At 70.1% G+C, this 15,815-nt stretch carries 15 protein-coding genes; 8 read left to right on the plus strand and 7 right to left on the minus strand.

Translation table 11 applies throughout. The features are described from left to right. Positions 1–73: 73 nt before the first annotated feature. Positions 74–1,822: a substrate-binding domain-containing protein gene (locus AB0J16_RS42515; protein WP_358550801.1), complete on the plus strand. Its 1,749-nt coding sequence runs from the start codon at positions 74–76 to the stop codon at positions 1,820–1,822. Positions 1,823–1,890: 68 nt separating this feature from the next. Here the strand turns inward: AB0J16_RS42515 and AB0J16_RS42520 are convergent, their stop codons facing one another. The 3 genes from AB0J16_RS42520 to cofD all read right to left on the minus strand — a co-directional run bounded on the left by AB0J16_RS42520 (position 1,891) and on the right by cofD (position 5,028). Then, on the minus strand, positions 1,891–2,622 hold the full coding sequence (locus tag AB0J16_RS42520) for a lytic polysaccharide monooxygenase (RefSeq protein ID WP_358550803.1): 732 nt from the start codon (positions 2,620–2,622) through the stop codon (positions 1,891–1,893). Between the two features lie 79 nt (positions 2,623–2,701). Continuing rightward, entirely contained in the window at positions 2,702–4,093 is a 1,392-nt protein-coding gene (locus tag AB0J16_RS42525) for a coenzyme F420-0:L-glutamate ligase (protein WP_358550805.1), read from the minus strand. Then, the gene (cofD, locus tag AB0J16_RS42530; protein WP_225295970.1) at positions 4,090–5,028 is read right to left on the minus strand and encodes a 2-phospho-L-lactate transferase; all 939 of its coding nucleotides are present in this window, start codon (positions 5,026–5,028) and stop codon (positions 4,090–4,092) included. The genes AB0J16_RS42525 and cofD overlap by 4 nt, the downstream gene beginning before the upstream one ends. Positions 5,029–5,221: 193 nt before the next feature. On the opposite strand from cofD, the gene AB0J16_RS42535 reads away from it, so the two are divergent. Beyond that, positions 5,222–7,225 carry a hypothetical protein gene (locus AB0J16_RS42535; protein WP_358550807.1) on the plus strand — a complete coding sequence of 668 codons (2,004 nt, stop codon included), beginning with the start codon at positions 5,222–5,224 and terminating at the stop codon, positions 7,223–7,225. Between the two features lie 322 nt (positions 7,226–7,547). Further along, positions 7,548–7,808, plus strand: coding sequence for a WhiB family transcriptional regulator (locus AB0J16_RS42540; protein ID WP_214633495.1), 261 nt, complete (start codon positions 7,548–7,550; stop codon positions 7,806–7,808). A 99-nt stretch (positions 7,809–7,907) separates the two neighbouring features. On the opposite strand, the gene AB0J16_RS42545 is transcribed toward AB0J16_RS42540, so the two are convergent. From AB0J16_RS42545 to AB0J16_RS42555, 3 genes are all read right to left on the minus strand, one after another. Next, the gene (locus AB0J16_RS42545) at positions 7,908–9,131 is read right to left on the minus strand and encodes a methyltransferase domain-containing protein (protein ID WP_358550809.1); all 1,224 of its coding nucleotides are present in this window, start codon (positions 9,129–9,131) and stop codon (positions 7,908–7,910) included. Then, positions 9,131–9,277 carry a hypothetical protein gene (locus tag AB0J16_RS42550; protein WP_358550811.1) on the minus strand — a complete coding sequence of 49 codons (147 nt, stop codon included), beginning with the start codon at positions 9,275–9,277 and terminating at the stop codon, positions 9,131–9,133. Before AB0J16_RS42550 ends, AB0J16_RS42545 begins: the two co-directional genes overlap by 1 nt. A gap of 110 nt (positions 9,278–9,387) precedes the next feature. Further along, positions 9,388–9,780: a metallopeptidase family protein gene (locus AB0J16_RS42555; protein ID WP_358550812.1), complete on the minus strand. Its 393-nt coding sequence runs from the start codon at positions 9,778–9,780 to the stop codon at positions 9,388–9,390. Between the two features lie 183 nt (positions 9,781–9,963). Between AB0J16_RS42555 and AB0J16_RS42560 the strand changes: the two genes are divergently transcribed. The 5 genes from AB0J16_RS42560 to AB0J16_RS42580 are packed head-to-tail and all read left to right on the plus strand — an operon-like array spanning position 9,964 to position 13,968. Further along, positions 9,964–10,332, plus strand: a complete 369-nt coding sequence (locus tag AB0J16_RS42560) for a DUF3499 domain-containing protein (protein ID WP_214633499.1) — start codon at positions 9,964–9,966, stop codon at positions 10,330–10,332. Positions 10,333–10,373: 41 nt separating this feature from the next. Continuing rightward, a complete protein-coding gene (locus AB0J16_RS42565) occupies positions 10,374–11,723 on the plus strand; it encodes a phosphomannomutase/phosphoglucomutase (protein WP_358550814.1) in 1,350 nt (449 codons plus the stop codon). Next, positions 11,720–11,887 carry a Trm112 family protein gene (locus AB0J16_RS42570; protein ID WP_214633501.1) on the plus strand — a complete coding sequence of 56 codons (168 nt, stop codon included), beginning with the start codon at positions 11,720–11,722 and terminating at the stop codon, positions 11,885–11,887. Before AB0J16_RS42565 ends, AB0J16_RS42570 begins: the two co-directional genes overlap by 4 nt. Continuing rightward, a complete protein-coding gene (locus AB0J16_RS42575) occupies positions 11,884–12,990 on the plus strand; it encodes an SIS domain-containing protein (RefSeq protein WP_358550816.1) in 1,107 nt (368 codons plus the stop codon). The genes AB0J16_RS42570 and AB0J16_RS42575 overlap by 4 nt, the downstream gene beginning before the upstream one ends. A gap of 51 nt (positions 12,991–13,041) precedes the next feature. Then, positions 13,042–13,968 (plus strand): cation diffusion facilitator family transporter, encoded by a 927-nt coding sequence (locus AB0J16_RS42580; RefSeq protein WP_358550818.1) that lies wholly within the window; start codon positions 13,042–13,044, stop codon positions 13,966–13,968. A 91-nt stretch (positions 13,969–14,059) separates the two neighbouring features. On the opposite strand, the gene AB0J16_RS42585 is transcribed toward AB0J16_RS42580, so the two are convergent. Beyond that, positions 14,060–15,787 (minus strand): phosphatidylglycerol lysyltransferase domain-containing protein, encoded by a 1,728-nt coding sequence (locus AB0J16_RS42585; protein WP_358550820.1) that lies wholly within the window; start codon positions 15,785–15,787, stop codon positions 14,060–14,062. Positions 15,788–15,815: the final 28 nt, after the last annotated feature.

Genomic DNA, 15,815 nt, shown 5'->3' on the forward strand with positions numbered 1-15,815 from the left:
AAGTTCTACCGAGTCTTGCGCCAGTCGTGGGCGGCGCTGGAAGAATCGGCAGTCCCCTGAAGAGAGGTGCACCGTGCGGCTGGGTCGACACCGGGCGGCGCTGCCCGCCGAACAGCGCCGCAGGAAGGCACTGCAACGCGGCCTGTTGGCGGGGGCGGGAGCGGTGGCCATCGTCGCCGCCACCGTGGTCGTGCTCTTCAGCGGAGCCGGCGCGCTGTGCACGACACGAGAGCCTGTTCTGGTCAGCGTGGCCGCCGCGGTGGACGTCGCTCCGGCGGCCATGGAGGCGGCCGGGAAGTTCAACGACGCCAAGAACTCGATCGGTGGCCGGTGCGTACTCGTCCAGGTCACCGAGCAGCCCCCGGCCACCGTGCTGCGTACGCTGATCGGCGACCGGGCCGGAGTGCTGCGCGAGCGGCCCGACGGCTGGATCGCCGACTCCTCCGCCTGGATCCGGTTAGCCCGCAAGCAGGGCGCGAGCGCGCTGCCGACGGGGGAGAGCGTGGTGGCGACCTCGCCGCTGGTGTTCGCCACGCGGTCGTCGCTGGCGCAGCGCTTCTCCGTCGGCAAGACCGAGATGAACTGGCGGATGGTCTTCCCCTCCACCGTGCGGGGTCGGCTCACGCCCAACGCCAACGAGCCCGACATCGTGCGCGTCCCCGACCCCTCGCTGGTCGGCGCCGGGATCGCCACGGTCGCCGCCGCCAGGGACGTCGTGGGCAACGGGCCCGAGGCCGACAAGGCGCTGACCGCGTTCGTCCGCTGGGCGCAGGCGGGCTCGGCGCCCGACTACCGCTCGATGCTGGCCGCCGTGGACGACCACACGTTCTGGCAGCGGCCGGTGGTCATCGTGCCCGAGCAGTCGGTGTGGACGCACAACCAGCAGCCGTCGGCCGACCCGGTCGTCGCGCTGCGCCCGCGTGAGGGCACGATCAATCTCGACTACCCGTACGTCGTCACCGCCACCGACCCCACGGTCGCCGAAGCCTCGACGCTCTTCGCCGACTGGCTACGCGGCGCCGAGGCCCAGGATCTGGTACGGCGGGCCGGCTTCCACTCGGGCGACGGCGCGCAGGGCCCGATCTCGCCGGGGCCGGAGATCCCGACGGGCGCCCCGAAGACCCGGCCCTCGGTGTCGCCCGAGGACATCGACGAGGCACTGCAGGCGTGGAGCAGGCTGGCGCCACCGACGAACATCCTGGTGCTGGCCGACACCTCCAAGCACATGGCCGAGAAGCTGAAGGACACCACCCGGCTGGGCGTCTCGCTGGCCGCGGCCAAGATCGGGCTGCGGCTCTTCCCCGACACCACGTACATGGGGATGTGGGAGTTCGCCGTCGGGCTCGGCCAGGCCAAGGGCTACCAGCCGCGCGTCAGCCTGGGGCCGATCAACCGCCCCGAGAGCGGCCAGCTGGTCCGCAGGAGCGTACTCGACCAGCTCACCACCACGATCACCGCGCATCCCGACCGTGACAGCTCGCTCTACGACGCGATACTCGGCGGCTTCCACGAGGTCGCGGGCAAGTATCGCGAGGAGATGAACAACACGCTCCTGGTGATCACCGCGGGCAAGGACGACGGCCGCGGCATCAAGCTGCCGCAGCTGATCAGCAAGCTCCGCGAGGAGTGGGACCCGAACAAGCCCATCCAGATCGTCATCATCGCCTTCGGCAACGCGGACCGGGCGAGCCTGTCCGACATCACGTCCGTCACGAACGGCTCCCTGCACATCGCCCAGCAGCCGGACGAGATCATCGACGTCTTCCTCGCCGCGCTCGCCCGCCGCCTGTGCCACCCCACCTGCAAGCCGACGACGTATTGAGGAAGACACGTAATGAGGGGGTGCCGGGAAACCCCGGCACCCCCTCGCTCGCTCGTGAACTCCGCGCGCTAGACGCGCTGCCATAGCGCCGGTACGTTCGGCGGCTCCCATCCGGGGAGTGAGGTGTGCGCCTGGATGCACTTGTACGACAGCCCGGCGTACGTGACCTGCGCGCCCACCGCATACGCGACATTCGGCGCCCAGGTGCCACCCGGCGTCACTGTCGGGGTCGGCGTGGGCGTCGGGGTGGGGGTGGGAGTCGGCGTGGGTGTGGGGGTCGGGTTCCCGCCGCCGCCGAACCTCAGGTCGACGCAGGAGTAGAAGGCGTTGGAGGTGTCGGCGATGTTCCAGATCGCCAGGATCTTCTGCCGGCCGCTGTAGCCGGCGAAGTTCACGGTGTGGGTGACCGTCGCCGGTGGCTGGGCTCCTCCGTCGTTGAACGAGGCGACCCGGGTGTTGCCGATGAAGTACTCCCAGGTGCTGGTGGAGTGCCTGGCGGTGAGCGTCCACCTGAAGGTCACCGAGTTGCCGACCGAGGTGACCGGCCAGGGCTTGGACTCGTCGCTGAGCTGGGCGAAGCGGGCGTTGTTGCCGTGGCAGTTACGCAGCCCCTTCGGCCCTTCCACGCTCTGCGGCTCGTAGATGATGTCGCCGCAGTTGGGCACCTGACCCTGCGCGCAGAACGCCTGACGGCTGGGCGGGGAGTTGATGTAGCCGTGCGCCAGGGCCGGCTCGGCGACGTAGACCGTGGTGGCGATCGAGATCACCACCACGGTGATGAAGGTGAGCATCCTTCTCATGGAGCGGCTCCTTCACATGGGGGGATGCTCCGAATGTAAAGGAAACCTTATTAACGGTAAATGCCTCTTTGACTGGCTGTCAGCGCGTCAGGATGAAGTCCTGCGGATCGCGGGGCGGGCGGTCCCGGGGCGGGGCCGCCGCGTGGCCCACCGCGACGCAGCCCATCGGGTCCCACGACTCCGGCAGGTCGAGCACCTCGCGCACCACCGGGCGGCAGAACATCGTGGACGACACCCACGCCGAGCCGAGTCCCTCGACGGCCAGCTGGATGAGGAAGTTCTCCACGCCCGCGCCCGTCGCCACGATGAACATCTCGCGCTCGGAGGCGTTGCGCCGCTCGTCACGGTAGGTGTGTGAGCCCTCCATCACCAGGCACGGCACGACCAGGTAGGGGGCGTTGCGCAGCACGTCGCCGCGCCTGACCCGCTTGGTGATCGACTCCTCGGTGAACCCGTCGGCCCGCAGGTCGGCGATCCAGGCGTCACGCATGGCGTCGAGCAGCTTCACCTTCGTCTGCGCCGACTCGACGAGCACGAACCGCCACGGGGTCGTGTGGTGCGGCGCCGGCGCGGCGATGCCCGCCGCCACCGCCCGGCGTACGGCGTCGGAGTCGACGGGCTCGGCGGAGAACTCCCTGATCGTACGGCGGGCGAACACCACGTCACGCGAGCCGTAGCGGAACATGTCCTCGTCGGCCGGCCGGACCAGCGCCCGGACGCCCGGCCCGTCCTCCTCGGTCACCAGGTGGGACAGGCCGCGTACGACGGCCACGGGCACGCCCGCGAGCTTGCCCTTGACCAGCTCGGCGGCGGCGGCGATCTCGTCGATCAGGGCGGTCACGGTGGCGTTGAGCGGGTTGCCGTGGGTGTCGGCGCCGCCGCGCAGGTCTTCGAGCGGGGTCACGCCGGCGGCGCCGATGGCCACGTCGGTCAGGCCGTGGCGCCACGGGCGGCCGAAGGTGTCGGAGACGATCACGCCCACCCGCGCGCGGGCCGCCAGAGCCGCGCGGATGCGCTGGGCGGAGGCGTCGGAGTCCTCGGGGAGCAGCAGGACCGTGCCAGGGGCGGTGTTGGAGGCGTCGACCCCGGCGGCGGCCATGACGAAGCCGTGGCGGGTCTGCGAGATGACGGTGTCGCCGCGCCTGGCCACCACGCGCTCGGTCTCTTCGGCGATGGCGGCCTGACGGTCGGGGGCCTGGCGGACCCGGCCCTCGGCCTTGCTCACGATCTTGGAGGTGATGACGAGGATGTCGCCGTCACGCAGGTCGGCCCCGCCGAGCAGGGCCGCGATGTCGTCACCTGGCCGCACTTCACCGATGCCCTGAACCCCGAACACCTCGACACGACCGGCCGGACCGCCGGCCGGACTCGCTACGTCGGTGGGCTCGGTCGAGGCTGTGGGCATGGTGGCCTCGGTCGGGATGGTGGGCTCGGCCGGACTCGTGGGTTCGACCGGACTCGTGGGGGTCATCGGGCGAGCTCCAGGGCCAGGTCGAGGGTGGCGCGGGCGATGTCGGCCGCCGCGTCGGCGTCGTGCATGATCAGCGGGCGTGACTCCACCCTGACCCCGTCGAGCGCGACGCCGGAGTCCTCCTCGGCGACCAGCCAGCCGTCGATCAGCTCCGCGCCGTAGAGGTCGAGCACCGCCTGGGCGCTGGTCTCGACGCCGATCGCGGTCAGGCAGGCGTCGGCCATGCCGCGCACCGGCGCCCCGCCGATGATGGGGGAGACGCCCACCACGGTCTTGGCCAGCAGCGCGTCGCGGATGCCCGGCACCTGAAGGATCGTGCCGATGCTCACCACCGGGTTGGACGGCGGCAGGATCACCACGTCGGCTTCCGCGATGGCCTCCAGCACGCCCGGGGCCGGCTTGGCGGTCTCGACCCCGACCAGCGCGATCGACTCGGCGGGGATGGCGGCGCGCAGGCGTACCCACCACTCCTGGAAGTGGATCGCCCGCCGCCCGCGCTCGTCGGAGACGACGACGTGCGTCTCGCAGCGGTCGTCGCTCATCGGCAGCAGGCGCACGCCCGGCTGCCAGCGCGCGCACAGCGCCTCGGTGATCTGGGAGAGCGGGTAGCCGGCCTCCAGCATCTGCGACCGGACGATGTGCGTGGCGAAGTCGCGGTCGCCCAGCCCGAACCACTGCGGCTCGACCCCGTAGGCCGCCAGCTCCTCCTTGACGGCATGGGACTCCTTGGCGCGGCCCCAGCCCTGCTCCTCGTCGATGCCGCCGCCCAGTGTGTACATGACAGTGTCGAGGTCAGGGCAGACGCGCAGGCCGAACAGGGTGATGTCGTCGCCCGTGTTGCCGATGACGGTGATCTGGGCGTCGGGGGCCGTCGCCCGCAGGCCACGCAGGAAGCGGGCGCCGCCGATGCCGCCGGCGAGGGACACGATGTGCATGCGGACCAGTCTCGCACCGGCCACCGACACGCCTGTCTCGGGAGGCGGCTTTACAACGCTTCGGTCTCCGAAAAACCCAGCAAACCATGCTTAATGTGGACGTCTAGCACGTAAGAGGTTGCTCGGACATCCGCCGCGAAAGTCAGCGATGTGGCAAACTCCCTTCGGGCCAAAGGGTCCGATGGGGGTACTTGTGAGCAAACTTGACGTCGCCCGGCTGAGGGAGCCGGCCGCCTGGCTCATGCTCGCCGGCGGCGGACTGAACATCCTCGTGGCCATCGGCAAGGTCCTGGTCAGCTCTTCGGGCTCCGTGGTCGCCGACCTCTCCTTCGCGGACCGTGCCTTCAGCAACTTCGGGAACTTCACCAGCCCCGTCACCACGGCGCTGCTCCTCGGCTCGGTGGTGCTGCTCACCAAGGTCGGCACACCGTCGTCCCAGGCCAAGCCGGTCGCGTTCGGCGCGGCGGCCATGCTCGGCATCGCCACCCTGTTCGGCGCGATCACGCTGATCCTCGGGCTCTTCGCGGGCAGCGGTGCGCGGTTGACGGCGGAGTTCGTGATCAGGGGCGTGCCGGTGCTCGCGCTGACGGCCATCGCGCTGGTCTACTTGCTCCCACAGGTCCTGCCCGACCGCCCCGCCGTCCAGCCCCAGCAGGGCTACGGCCAGCAGTTCCCCAACGCCCCTTACGGTCAGCAGCCCCCCAGCCAGCAGCAGCCGTACGGTCAGCAACTCCCCGATCAGCAGTCTTACGGTCAGCAACCCCCCAGCTTCGGCGGCCAGCCCGAGCAGCCCGGCTACGCCCAGCAGCCTCCGGGCCCTGGCGGCCAGCCTGAGCAACCTGCTTTTGGTCAGCAGCCGCCGAGTTACGGTGGCGCGCCTGAGCAGCCCGCCTACGCCCAGCAGCCGCCGAGCTTTGGCGGCCAGCCTGAGCAGCCGGGTTATGGCCAGCAGCCGCCCAGTTACGGCGGCCAGCCCGAGCAGCCCCCCTACGCTCCGGAGCCGGCCTCGACCCCCCAGCCGGTCACCGTCGCATTTCCCGCCACGACCGACCGCGACCAGCCAGACCAGGGCTTCCCCCAGCCCCAGCCGGGCTTCGGTCAGACGGATTCCAGCTTCCCCACGCCTCAGCCCCAGGGCGGCTTCGGCCAGACGGATCCCAGCTTCCCCACGCCGCAGCCCGGCTTCGGTCAGACGAACCCGAGCTTCCCGACGCCCGACGCCGTCCCCCAGCCGAAGCCCGAGTACCAGCCCGCCCCCTACGTCCCCGCGGACAGCCAGCCGAGTGCCTTCTCCCAGCCGTACAACACACCGGCCAACCAGGCGATCAGCTACAACACCCCGGATAGCCAGGCGATCCCGTACAACACGCCGGACAACCAGCTGATCCCGTTCAGCACGCCGGACAGCCAGGCGGCTTCGTACGCCCCCGCGGACAGTCAGCCCAACGCCTACGCTCCCGCGGACAGCAAGGCCAACGCCTACGCCCCCACGGACAGCCAGGCGAACGCCTACCAGACGATCGACAGCCAGCCGAACCCGTGGGCGCCCGCCGACCCGGCCCAACCCCCGGCGCAGAACCAGGCCCCGCCGCAGCCCCTGTTCGGCCAGCAGCCTTTCGGGCACAACGCCTTCGACCAGCCCCAGAGCCAGCCGCAGGGCCAGCCTTTCACCGGCTTCTCGGGCCACGAGTACGCCACCCCAGCCGCCTACCAGGAGCCCGACCCGCCGGTGGACCCGCGTTCCCAGCAGCTCCTGGACGCCTACCAGCAGGCCGAGACCTACCAGCACTCGGCGTCCGGCGCCGCCTCCGACCTGCGCGTCCCCGACTACGCGAGCCAGCAGCAGGCCAGGCCGTACGACGACCCCTTCGGGCACCCGCAGCAACAGCAGCCGGGCTACCCGACGCAGCCTCCCGCCCACCAGGCGCCCGCCCATCAGGTCCCTTACGAGCCGCCCCAGGCCCCGTACGAGCCCCAGCCGGCCCAGTACGAGCCGCAGCCCTACCAGCCGCACCACCAGTCGCAGCCCCAGTCGCAGCCCCAGGCGGCCGGATGGGGCGACCACCCGGCGGAGTCCACTGTCCGGCTCGACCAGTCGATGTTCCGTGGCGACGCGCTGGGCGGCGACGCGCCCCGGCAGGGAGACGACCCGATCGACCCCACGGCCATATACAGCCCCAACGAGCCACGCAGGTAAGAGACCGTTAAAGCACGGCTAGAGAGAAGGTGGGCCACGGGCGGGAGTCTCTCCCGCCCTGGTACGGTTCGGACCACTGCCAGACGTCGCAACACCCCAGGCCAACGCCATGGAAACAGGGACAAGGCCGGGGTGCGAACATCACATGCCATGCACACCGGGGCGAGATCTGGTCTTTCCCCGGATACCGGCATGCCGCTTGACTCCACGTACGGCACACGCGTGTAATTACAACCATGTTGTTACGCCTTCCTGTGGGTGGGTAGTAAGGAAGGCGTTCCATGGGGGGCTCCATTGCGGGCGGGCGGCAGGGAGGTGTGCAGTGACCGATCTGGTCATCGCACAGGATGAGCTTGACGCTGAAGAACTCGGCTGGCAGGAGCGCGCGCTGTGCGCTCAGACGGATCCGGAAGCGTTCTTCCCGGAGAAGGGCGGCTCCACCCGAGAGGCCAAGAAGGTCTGCCGATCGTGCGAAGTACGTGCGGAGTGCCTTGAGTACGCACTCGAACACGATGAGCGGTTCGGCATCTGGGGTGGGCTGTCCGAGCGGGAGCGCAGAAGGATCAAGCGAGAGGCCGTTTAGCGATATAAGGGTTAGCGACATAAGGGATAGATATCGGAGAAGGGGTCGCACGGGCTGCCGTGTGACCCCTTCTCGCATCCGTGGTGGGCGGGTTGCCGTTCACCGAACGGCCGCTGGCACCCGCCGCCCGAACCTTGACCCCGCTCCCGAAGCCGACGGCCACGTCATCCGTCGTGCTTCCCCGATGGGCGTGGCGTCCAGCCAGATCTGCTGGCCATCGGGAGTGACGGTCATGCCGAACCGGTCGCGGTCGGGCTTGCCCCAGCTCACCCAGCGGAAGTAGGCATCGGTGACCTCCTCCCACAGAGGCCGCCGACCTACCTGGTAGACCTCGTACTCCTCCGCGTTGGGTCGCCACGCCACGGTCGCCCAGGAGTACGCCTCGTCGGGGTCGGACACCCACATCCGGTACAGCTCTCCGTCTTCGTCCGGTTCCGCACTGCCGCTCGAGGTCAGGCCCGTCAGCGACGCGATGGCGAGGTCCGCTCCGGACGGAGCGTAGGCGATCGTGCGGGGGTCCACGCGCGTGGTGGAGCGGTGTTTGTCCTCTGGGCCACGGGCCGGGCGGTCCACGACGGGACGCTGGGAGCGCATCATCATGTACGAGGCGAAGCCGAGGAAGCGGCCGTACGCGGTGCCGTCCGGGGCGACGACGAGCCGCAGGGCGTGGTTGTCGCCGAACCCGGGGCAGTAGGGCAGCACGATCTCCCCGCCGGGGCGGCACTGCTCCACCCACGCGTAGGGCACGGTGCGGACACCGCAGGTGACGTGAACCCGATCGAACGGCGCCCGCTCCGGGCAGCCGGCCGCGCCGTCGCCGACGATCAGGTGCGGGTGCACGCCGGCCGCGCTCAGGTTCTTGGCGGCCTGCTCCGCCACCACGGGGTCGACGTCGATCGAGGTCACGTTCTCCTCGCCGACGAGATGGGACAGCAGGGCGGCGGTCCAGCCGGTGCCCGTGCCGATCTCCAGCACCCGGCGGCCTGGCGCGGTGTCCAGGATCTGGAGCAGGTCGGCGACGGTGCTCGGCGCCGAGGCCGAGGAGGAGTAGCCGCCCACCTTGGCCCTGATGTCGGTGGCCCCGTCATCGAGCTGGGTGACGATGGAGTGGGGCGAGTAGACCGCGTCCCACCAGGCGTCCGGGTCGGCGTCGCGGTCGATGATGTACGCGCTGTCGGGGGTGGTCGGCACGGGGAGCGCGACCGAAGGGATGAACAGATGGCGGGGCACCGCGCGGATCGCCCCTTTGACGCGTGGCCCGATGTCGTCGAACTCGTCGAGATGCTCGATCAGGCGTTCAACCCCCTGCGCCGTGTCGTTCACTACTTCTTTCCGTCCTTCGAGTCGGCGCTGTGCGCGCCGTTGGAGGTCTTGTTCTGGTCCTTGTTGGAGCCGGCTTCTCGGCTCGCGGCGGATTTCGGATCGAGGGCCTCGGCCTTCGGGCTGTCGGGCTTCTCGTGCCTGCCCACAGATGCTCTCCTTCGCATGGAACGGACGAACACGCACGGTAATCGTATGGCTACTCTCCGCAACTAGGCAAGGGTTGCCAAACCTTCGACCGCCGCGCTGGTCCAGGCGGTCAGCGGCGGTCGTCGTAGCCCGGGTCGACGGTCTCGGGTGACAGGCCGAGAAGGGTGGCCACCTGCTCGACCACGGTGTCGTGCACCAGCGCCCCCAGCGTGTCGCGGTCGCGGGCGCGGGCCTCCAGCGGCCGCCGGTAGACGACGACGGCGGCCGGGTCCTGGCCGCGCGCGACGTCGGCGCGGCCGAACGGGATCGGTTCGGAGCCGAGCCGGGGCCCATCGCCGAGCTCGCTCAGCGGTGGCACCTCCTCGACCGCGAACTCCACCGCCGCCAGCTGCTTGCCCCACTGCGGCCGCAGCCGGTCGACGGCGTCGAGCACGAGGTCGTCGAACCGCTCGCTGCGTGATCTGGCGATCGGCACGTGGGAGGGCGCGAGGGGGCCGCGCATGCCGCGACCGTGCCGGTCACGCCGTCTGGGGCCACGCCGTTGGTTCACACGGCAAGTGTACGGGGAGGCGGCTTCGGGGCAGTTGGGGAGAAAGCCTGCGACAGGTGTCCGAATTGTGGCGACACGCTCGTTAAGAGCGCCCAGATAGTGGCGCCTCGCACTCTTACCAGATACGGTCCCTCCGTGAGCCCCGTCCGCCGCTGTTCCCGCACCGCCTGCAGCCAGCCTGCAGTCTTCACGCTCACGTACGTATACGCCGACTCGACCGCTGTTCTCGGCCCTCTGGCGACGTACGCCGAGCCACACTGTTACGACCTGTGCGCCGAACACGCCGAGCGGCTGACCGCTCCCCGCGGCTGGGAAGTGGTGCGGCTGCCCACGGACGGCACATCGCCCAGCTCCGACGACCTCGAAGCGCTGGCCAACGCCGTCAGGGAGGCCGCCAGGCCCGCGCCGTCCGGTGGCGGCGAGCCGGTCGGCCAAGGGGTCGAGGTCGGGCGGAGGGGGCACCTGCGCGTTCTTCGGTCCGCCCAGCAACATCGCGACCGGTAGGCTCGGTCGTACACGTGACGACCTAGGGGCGGAGCTGGAGAGTGGGCGACCTCGCCAAGATCTTCAAGGCGTACGACGTTCGCGGCGTGGTGCCTGACGAGCTCGACGAGCCGACCGCCGAGGCCGTGGGGGCGGCCTTCGTCGAGGTGACAGGGGCGCGATCGGTCGTGGTCGCGCATGACATGCGGGAGTCTTCCGGGCCGCTGTCCGCGGCGTTCGTGCGCGGGGCGCGCTCGCGCGGCGCCGACGTGGTGCACGCCGGGCTGGGCTCCACCGATCTGCTCTACTACGCCAGCGGCAGCCTGGGGCTGCCCGGCGTGATGTTCACCGCCAGCCACAACCCGGCCCAATACAACGGCATGAAGATGTGCCGCGCGGGCGCGGTGCCGATCGGCGGCGACAGCGGCCTCACCGAGATCCGCGACCGCGCGGCCGAGTTGCTTGGCGATACCATCGAGCCTGCTGGGTCGCTGATCGAGAAGGACCTGCTCCAGGGCTACGCCGACCACCTGCGCAAGCTGGTCGACCTGTCGAGCATCCGGCCGCTGAAGGTCGTCGCCGACGCGGGCAACGGCATGGGCGGTCACACCGTTCCGGCCGTCTTCGAGGGCCTGCCGATCGAGCTGATCCCGCTCTACTTCGAGCTCGACGGCTCCTTCCCCAACCACGAGGCCAACCCGCTGGAGCCGGCCAACCTGCGCGATCTGCAGCGAGCCGTCCGTGAGACCGGCGCCGACCTCGGGCTGGCCTTCGACGGCGACGCCGACCGGTGCTGGGTGATCGACGAGCGCGGCGAGTCGGTCTCGCCCTCCGCTGTCACGGCGCTGGTGGCCGTACGCGAGCTGGGCAAATACCCGGGCGCGACGATCATCCACAACCTGATCACGTCGGCGGGGGTGCCGGAGATCGTCCGCGAGCACGGCGGCGAGCCGGTGCGCACCCGCGTCGGGCATTCGTTCATCAAGGCCGAGATGGCCCGCACGGGCGCGGTCTTCGGCGGCGAGCACTCCGCCCACTACTACTTCCGCGACTTCTGGTTCGCCGACTCCGGCATGCTCGCGGCGATGCACGTGCTGGCCGCGCTCGGCGAGCAGGACCGCCCGCTGTCGGAGCTGATCGGCGCCTATGCGCGCTACCACGCCTCGGGCGAGATCAACAGCACGGTCGCCGACCAGGACGCGGCCCTCCAGGCCGTACGAGGGGCGTTCGGCTCCAGGGGCACCGTCGACGAGCTCGACGGGCTCACCGTGACGGGCGCCGACTGGTGGTTCAACCTGCGCGCCTCCAACACCGAGCCGCTGCTGCGGCTCAACGCCGAGGCGGCTGACGAGAGCAAGATGACGGCGATACGGGACGAGGTCCTCGCCATGGTTAGAGGGGTGTCAGTGTGAAGATCGACGACTGGCTGCTGGAGATTCTGGCCTGCCCGGCGTGCAAGTCACCGCTGCGCGCGGAGAGCGAGACCGAGGAGCTGGTCTGCACGGGATGTGGCCTGATCTACCCGGTCAGGGATGACATTCCCGTCCTGCTCGTCGACGAGGCCAGGAAGCCGTGACCTGGGAGCCCGAGCGGCTCGATGACCAGCACCATCTCACTGAGGGCGATCCGGGCGGCATGCTGGTGGCGGTGGCGGCCTCGGCCGCCCAGGTCCGCATCGCCTACCGCGCCGCGGTCGAGGCGGGCGTCGACCGGCTGATCTCCCGGGTACGCCCGCGCGCGATCGTGGTCGTGGGCATGGGCGGCTCCGCGATCGCGGGCGACATCTTGGCCGCGGTCTGCGGCAACGGCGCCCCGATGCCCATCGTGACCCTGCGCTCTCACCAGCTGCCCGGCTGGGTGGGCGCCACCGATCTGGTCATCGCGGTGTCGTGCTCGGGCCGCACCGAGGAGACGCTGTCCGCGGCGATGGAGTCCGTGCGGCGCGGTTGCTCCTTGCTCGCGGTCGGCAGCGCGGACTCACCCCTGGAGGCGATCGCCAGGCAGGCGTCCGCCGTCTACGTGGCGGTGCCCGCGACCGGGCAGGCCCGCGCCAACGTCTGGCTGCTGACGATCCCGCTGATCGTGTCCGCCGCCTCGCTCGGCCTGGTCAAGGCCGACGAGGAGCTCTACGAGCGGGTGGCCGGGGCGCTGGAGGACATCGCGCACCAGTGCCGCCCGTCCAGCGAGTCGTTCGTCAACCCGGGCAAGACGCTGGCCATGGAGCTGGCCGAGAGCGTGCCGATGATCTGGGGCTCGTCCTCCGTCGCCGCGGTCGCCGGCTACCGGCTGGCCTGCCAGCTCAACACCAACGCCAAATACCCGGCGATCTACGGCGAGCTGCCCGAGACCGGCCACAACCAGGTGGCCGCCTTCGACGGGCCGATGGCCGAGCGCGACATCTTCGCCGACGCCGCCAGCCGCACGCTCAGGCTGGTGATGCTGCGCGACGTCGAGGAAGACCCACGGGTGTCGCGGCGCCGCGAGGCGACCGTACGACTGGCGAACGACCGCAGCGTGCCCGTCACCGAGCTGTCCGCCGAAGGCACGCATCCGCTGGAGCGGATCGCCTCGCTGATCGGCCTGGGCGACTACGCGGCCACCTATCTGGCTCTCGGATATGGCGTCGATCCGACCCCTGTGCCGGCGATCACGGAGCTCAAGGCCAGAATTTCGCAATAGGATCCCTTTTCGGGCCTTTAACGACATGATCATGATGAGTGGAGTTTTCCGGTGAGCGCGAGTGGCGGTAGCAAAGCGATCATTGCGGCGTTGACCGCCAACCTGGCGATCGCCGTGTCGAAGTTCGTGGCCGCGTTCTTCACCGGGTCGTCCTCGATGCTCGCCGAAGGCATCCACTCCGTCGCCGACTCGGGCAACCAGCTGCTGTTGCTGCTCGGCGGCAAGCGGGCGCAGCGGGAACGGGACAAGGCGCATCCTTTCGGATATGGGCGCGAGCGCTATTTCTACGCGTTCGTGGTGGCCGTGGTGCTGTTCACGATCGGTGCGGCCTTCTCGCTCTACGAGGGCGTCACCAAGATCCTGCATCCGCACAATGTGGAGTCGCCGATCTGGGCGTTCGCGGTGCTGATCTTCGCGATCATCGCGGAGGGTTTCTCCTTCCGTACGGCGATCAGGGAGTCCAACCCGCTACGCGGCAGTCAGTCGTGGGTGACGTTCATCCGCCGGTCCAAGTCGCCCGAGCTGCCGGTCATCCTGCTGGAGGACCTTGGCGCGCTGCTCGGCCTGATCTTCGCGCTGTTCGGCGTGGCGATGGCGGTCATCACGGGCGACGGCGTGTGGGACGGGGTCGGCACGCTGATGATCGGCCTGCTGCTGGCCGTGATCGCGGTCGTGCTGGCCATCGAGACCAAGTCGCTGCTGGTCGGTGAGGGGGCCTCGGCGGAGATGGAGGCCCAGATCCGGACCGCGCTGGAGAGCACGCCGGCGGTCGACCGGGTGATCCACATGCGCACGATGCACCTCGGGCCGGAGGAGCTGCTGGTGGCGGCCAAGATCGCGGTTTCGCACGACGACTCGGCCTCCGAGGTCGCCAGGGGCATCGACGAGGCCGAGCGGCGGATCCGTGAGGCCGTACCGATCGCCCGGGTCATCTACCTGGAGCCGGACCTCGACCGCTCGCACACACCGACCGCCTGAGACCTGCTCTCACGTTCTCCCGCCTGACGGGCCTGTCCCGCACTCTTCCGCCCCGAAGGTCGCCTGACGCGCGCCTCCCCGCGGTGCGCGGCTATGAGGCGAGTGGGGCCGCGTTGCGTCTGATGAGGCGGGTGGCGCGGCGCCAGCCGCGGCTGGGCAGGCCGAGCGTGATGAACGCCTCGGCCTGCAACGCCGAAACCCCGATCCGCGGCAGATCTCGGGCATTGGGGTAGACCACGAACCGCGGCTCCCAGATCGGCCGGAACTTGGCGTTGAACCGGTACAGCGACTCGATCTGGAACCAGTGCGACAGGAACACCAGCAGCCCGCGCCACGCCCGCAGCACCGGCCCGGCACCGAGCCGCTCGCCCCTGGCCAGCACCGCCCGGAACATGGCGAAGTTCAGTGAGACCTGCTTGATCGCCATCTCGGGCGCGGCCTGGAGGGTCTTGACGATCAGCAGCTCGTTCAGTCCGGGCTCGGCGTCGCGGTCCCTGCGCATCAGGTCGAGCGAGATGCCGTGCGGTCCCCACGGCACGAAGTGCAGCACGGCTCTGATCTCGCCGTCCTTGTGCGCGGTGGCCACCACGCAGTCGGCGTCTGCGGGGTCGCCGAAGCGGCCGAGTGCCATGGAGAAGCCGCGTTCGGTATCGGTGCCGCGCCAGGAGACGGCGGCCTGCTTGATCCGTTCCTTCTCGTCCCCGGTCAGGTCGGCGACCCGCTGGACGCGGCAGGTGTAGCCCCCGCGCTCGACCCTGTTGGCCATCTGGCGGACGTTGCGCATGGCCCGGCCCTCCAGCGTGAAGTCGGCGACCTCGACCACCGCCTCGTCGCCGAGCTCCAGCGCGGACATCCCGGTCCTGCGGGTCCACACCTCGCCGCCGACCTCGCCGCAGCCGATCACCGCGGGCACCCAGGCGTGCCGTCTGGCCTTGGCCATGAACCCGTCGATCGCCGCCGGCCACGCCTCGCGGTCGCCGATCGGATCGCCGCTGGCCAGCATGACGCCCGAGACGACCCGGTAGGCGATCGCGGCCTTGCCCGAGGGGGAGAAGAGCACGCTCTTGTCGCGGCGGAGCGCGAAGTAGCCGAGCGAGTCGCGCTGCCCGTGTCTGCCGAGCAGGTCGCGCAGCCGCCGCTCGTCGTCCTCGGTGAGCTCGGAGATCGGGCGTTCGGGCCGCAGCAGCAGGTAGAGGGAGGTGACCGCGGTCAGCGTGCCGAGCGCGATCAGCGAGAGGTAGACCAGGTCCGAGACGCGGTCGTCGGTGTAGGTGACCGGTCCCTCGACGCCCACCAGGCCGTACACGACATGCTGGAACCGGTCCAGCACGCTCGGGTCGCCGACGATGACCCTCGGGTGGGCGCTGACCAGCAGGTAGCCGAGGCCGAGGTCGAGGGCGCTGAGTCCGAGGAAGTTCCACAGCGCCCGCCAGCGGGTGCGGGGATCGGACAGTGCGGCGAACTCATGCCTGTTCAGCAGCAGCACCACGAAGACGACCAGGCTGAGCGTGGCCGTGACCAGGTGACGCAGGTGGACGAGCTCTATGGCCGCGCTCACCGGCAGCAGCACCACCATCGCCCGCCAGGCCCGCGCCTTCCGGCGGCGCAGCCCGTGCGCCAGCATCACCAGCAGGATGCCGACGATCAGGGCCGTCGCCCGCGCGAGTGTGGTGACGATGCCGGGCAGCAGGTCGGACCACTGGCCCATCCTCGTGCGACCGAATCCCGGGGCCACGGCCCTGATGATGTCGAGCAGACCGATCATCAGTGAGGCGTAGCCGGTGACTGTCGGCACCCATGGGCGCGCGAGCCTCTTCACAGCTCCATATTAGATTCGAGGCTCTATA

The organism is Nonomuraea sp. NPDC049750, assembly GCF_040659625.1.
GTDB lineage: Bacteria > Actinomycetota > Actinomycetes > Streptosporangiales > Streptosporangiaceae > Nonomuraea.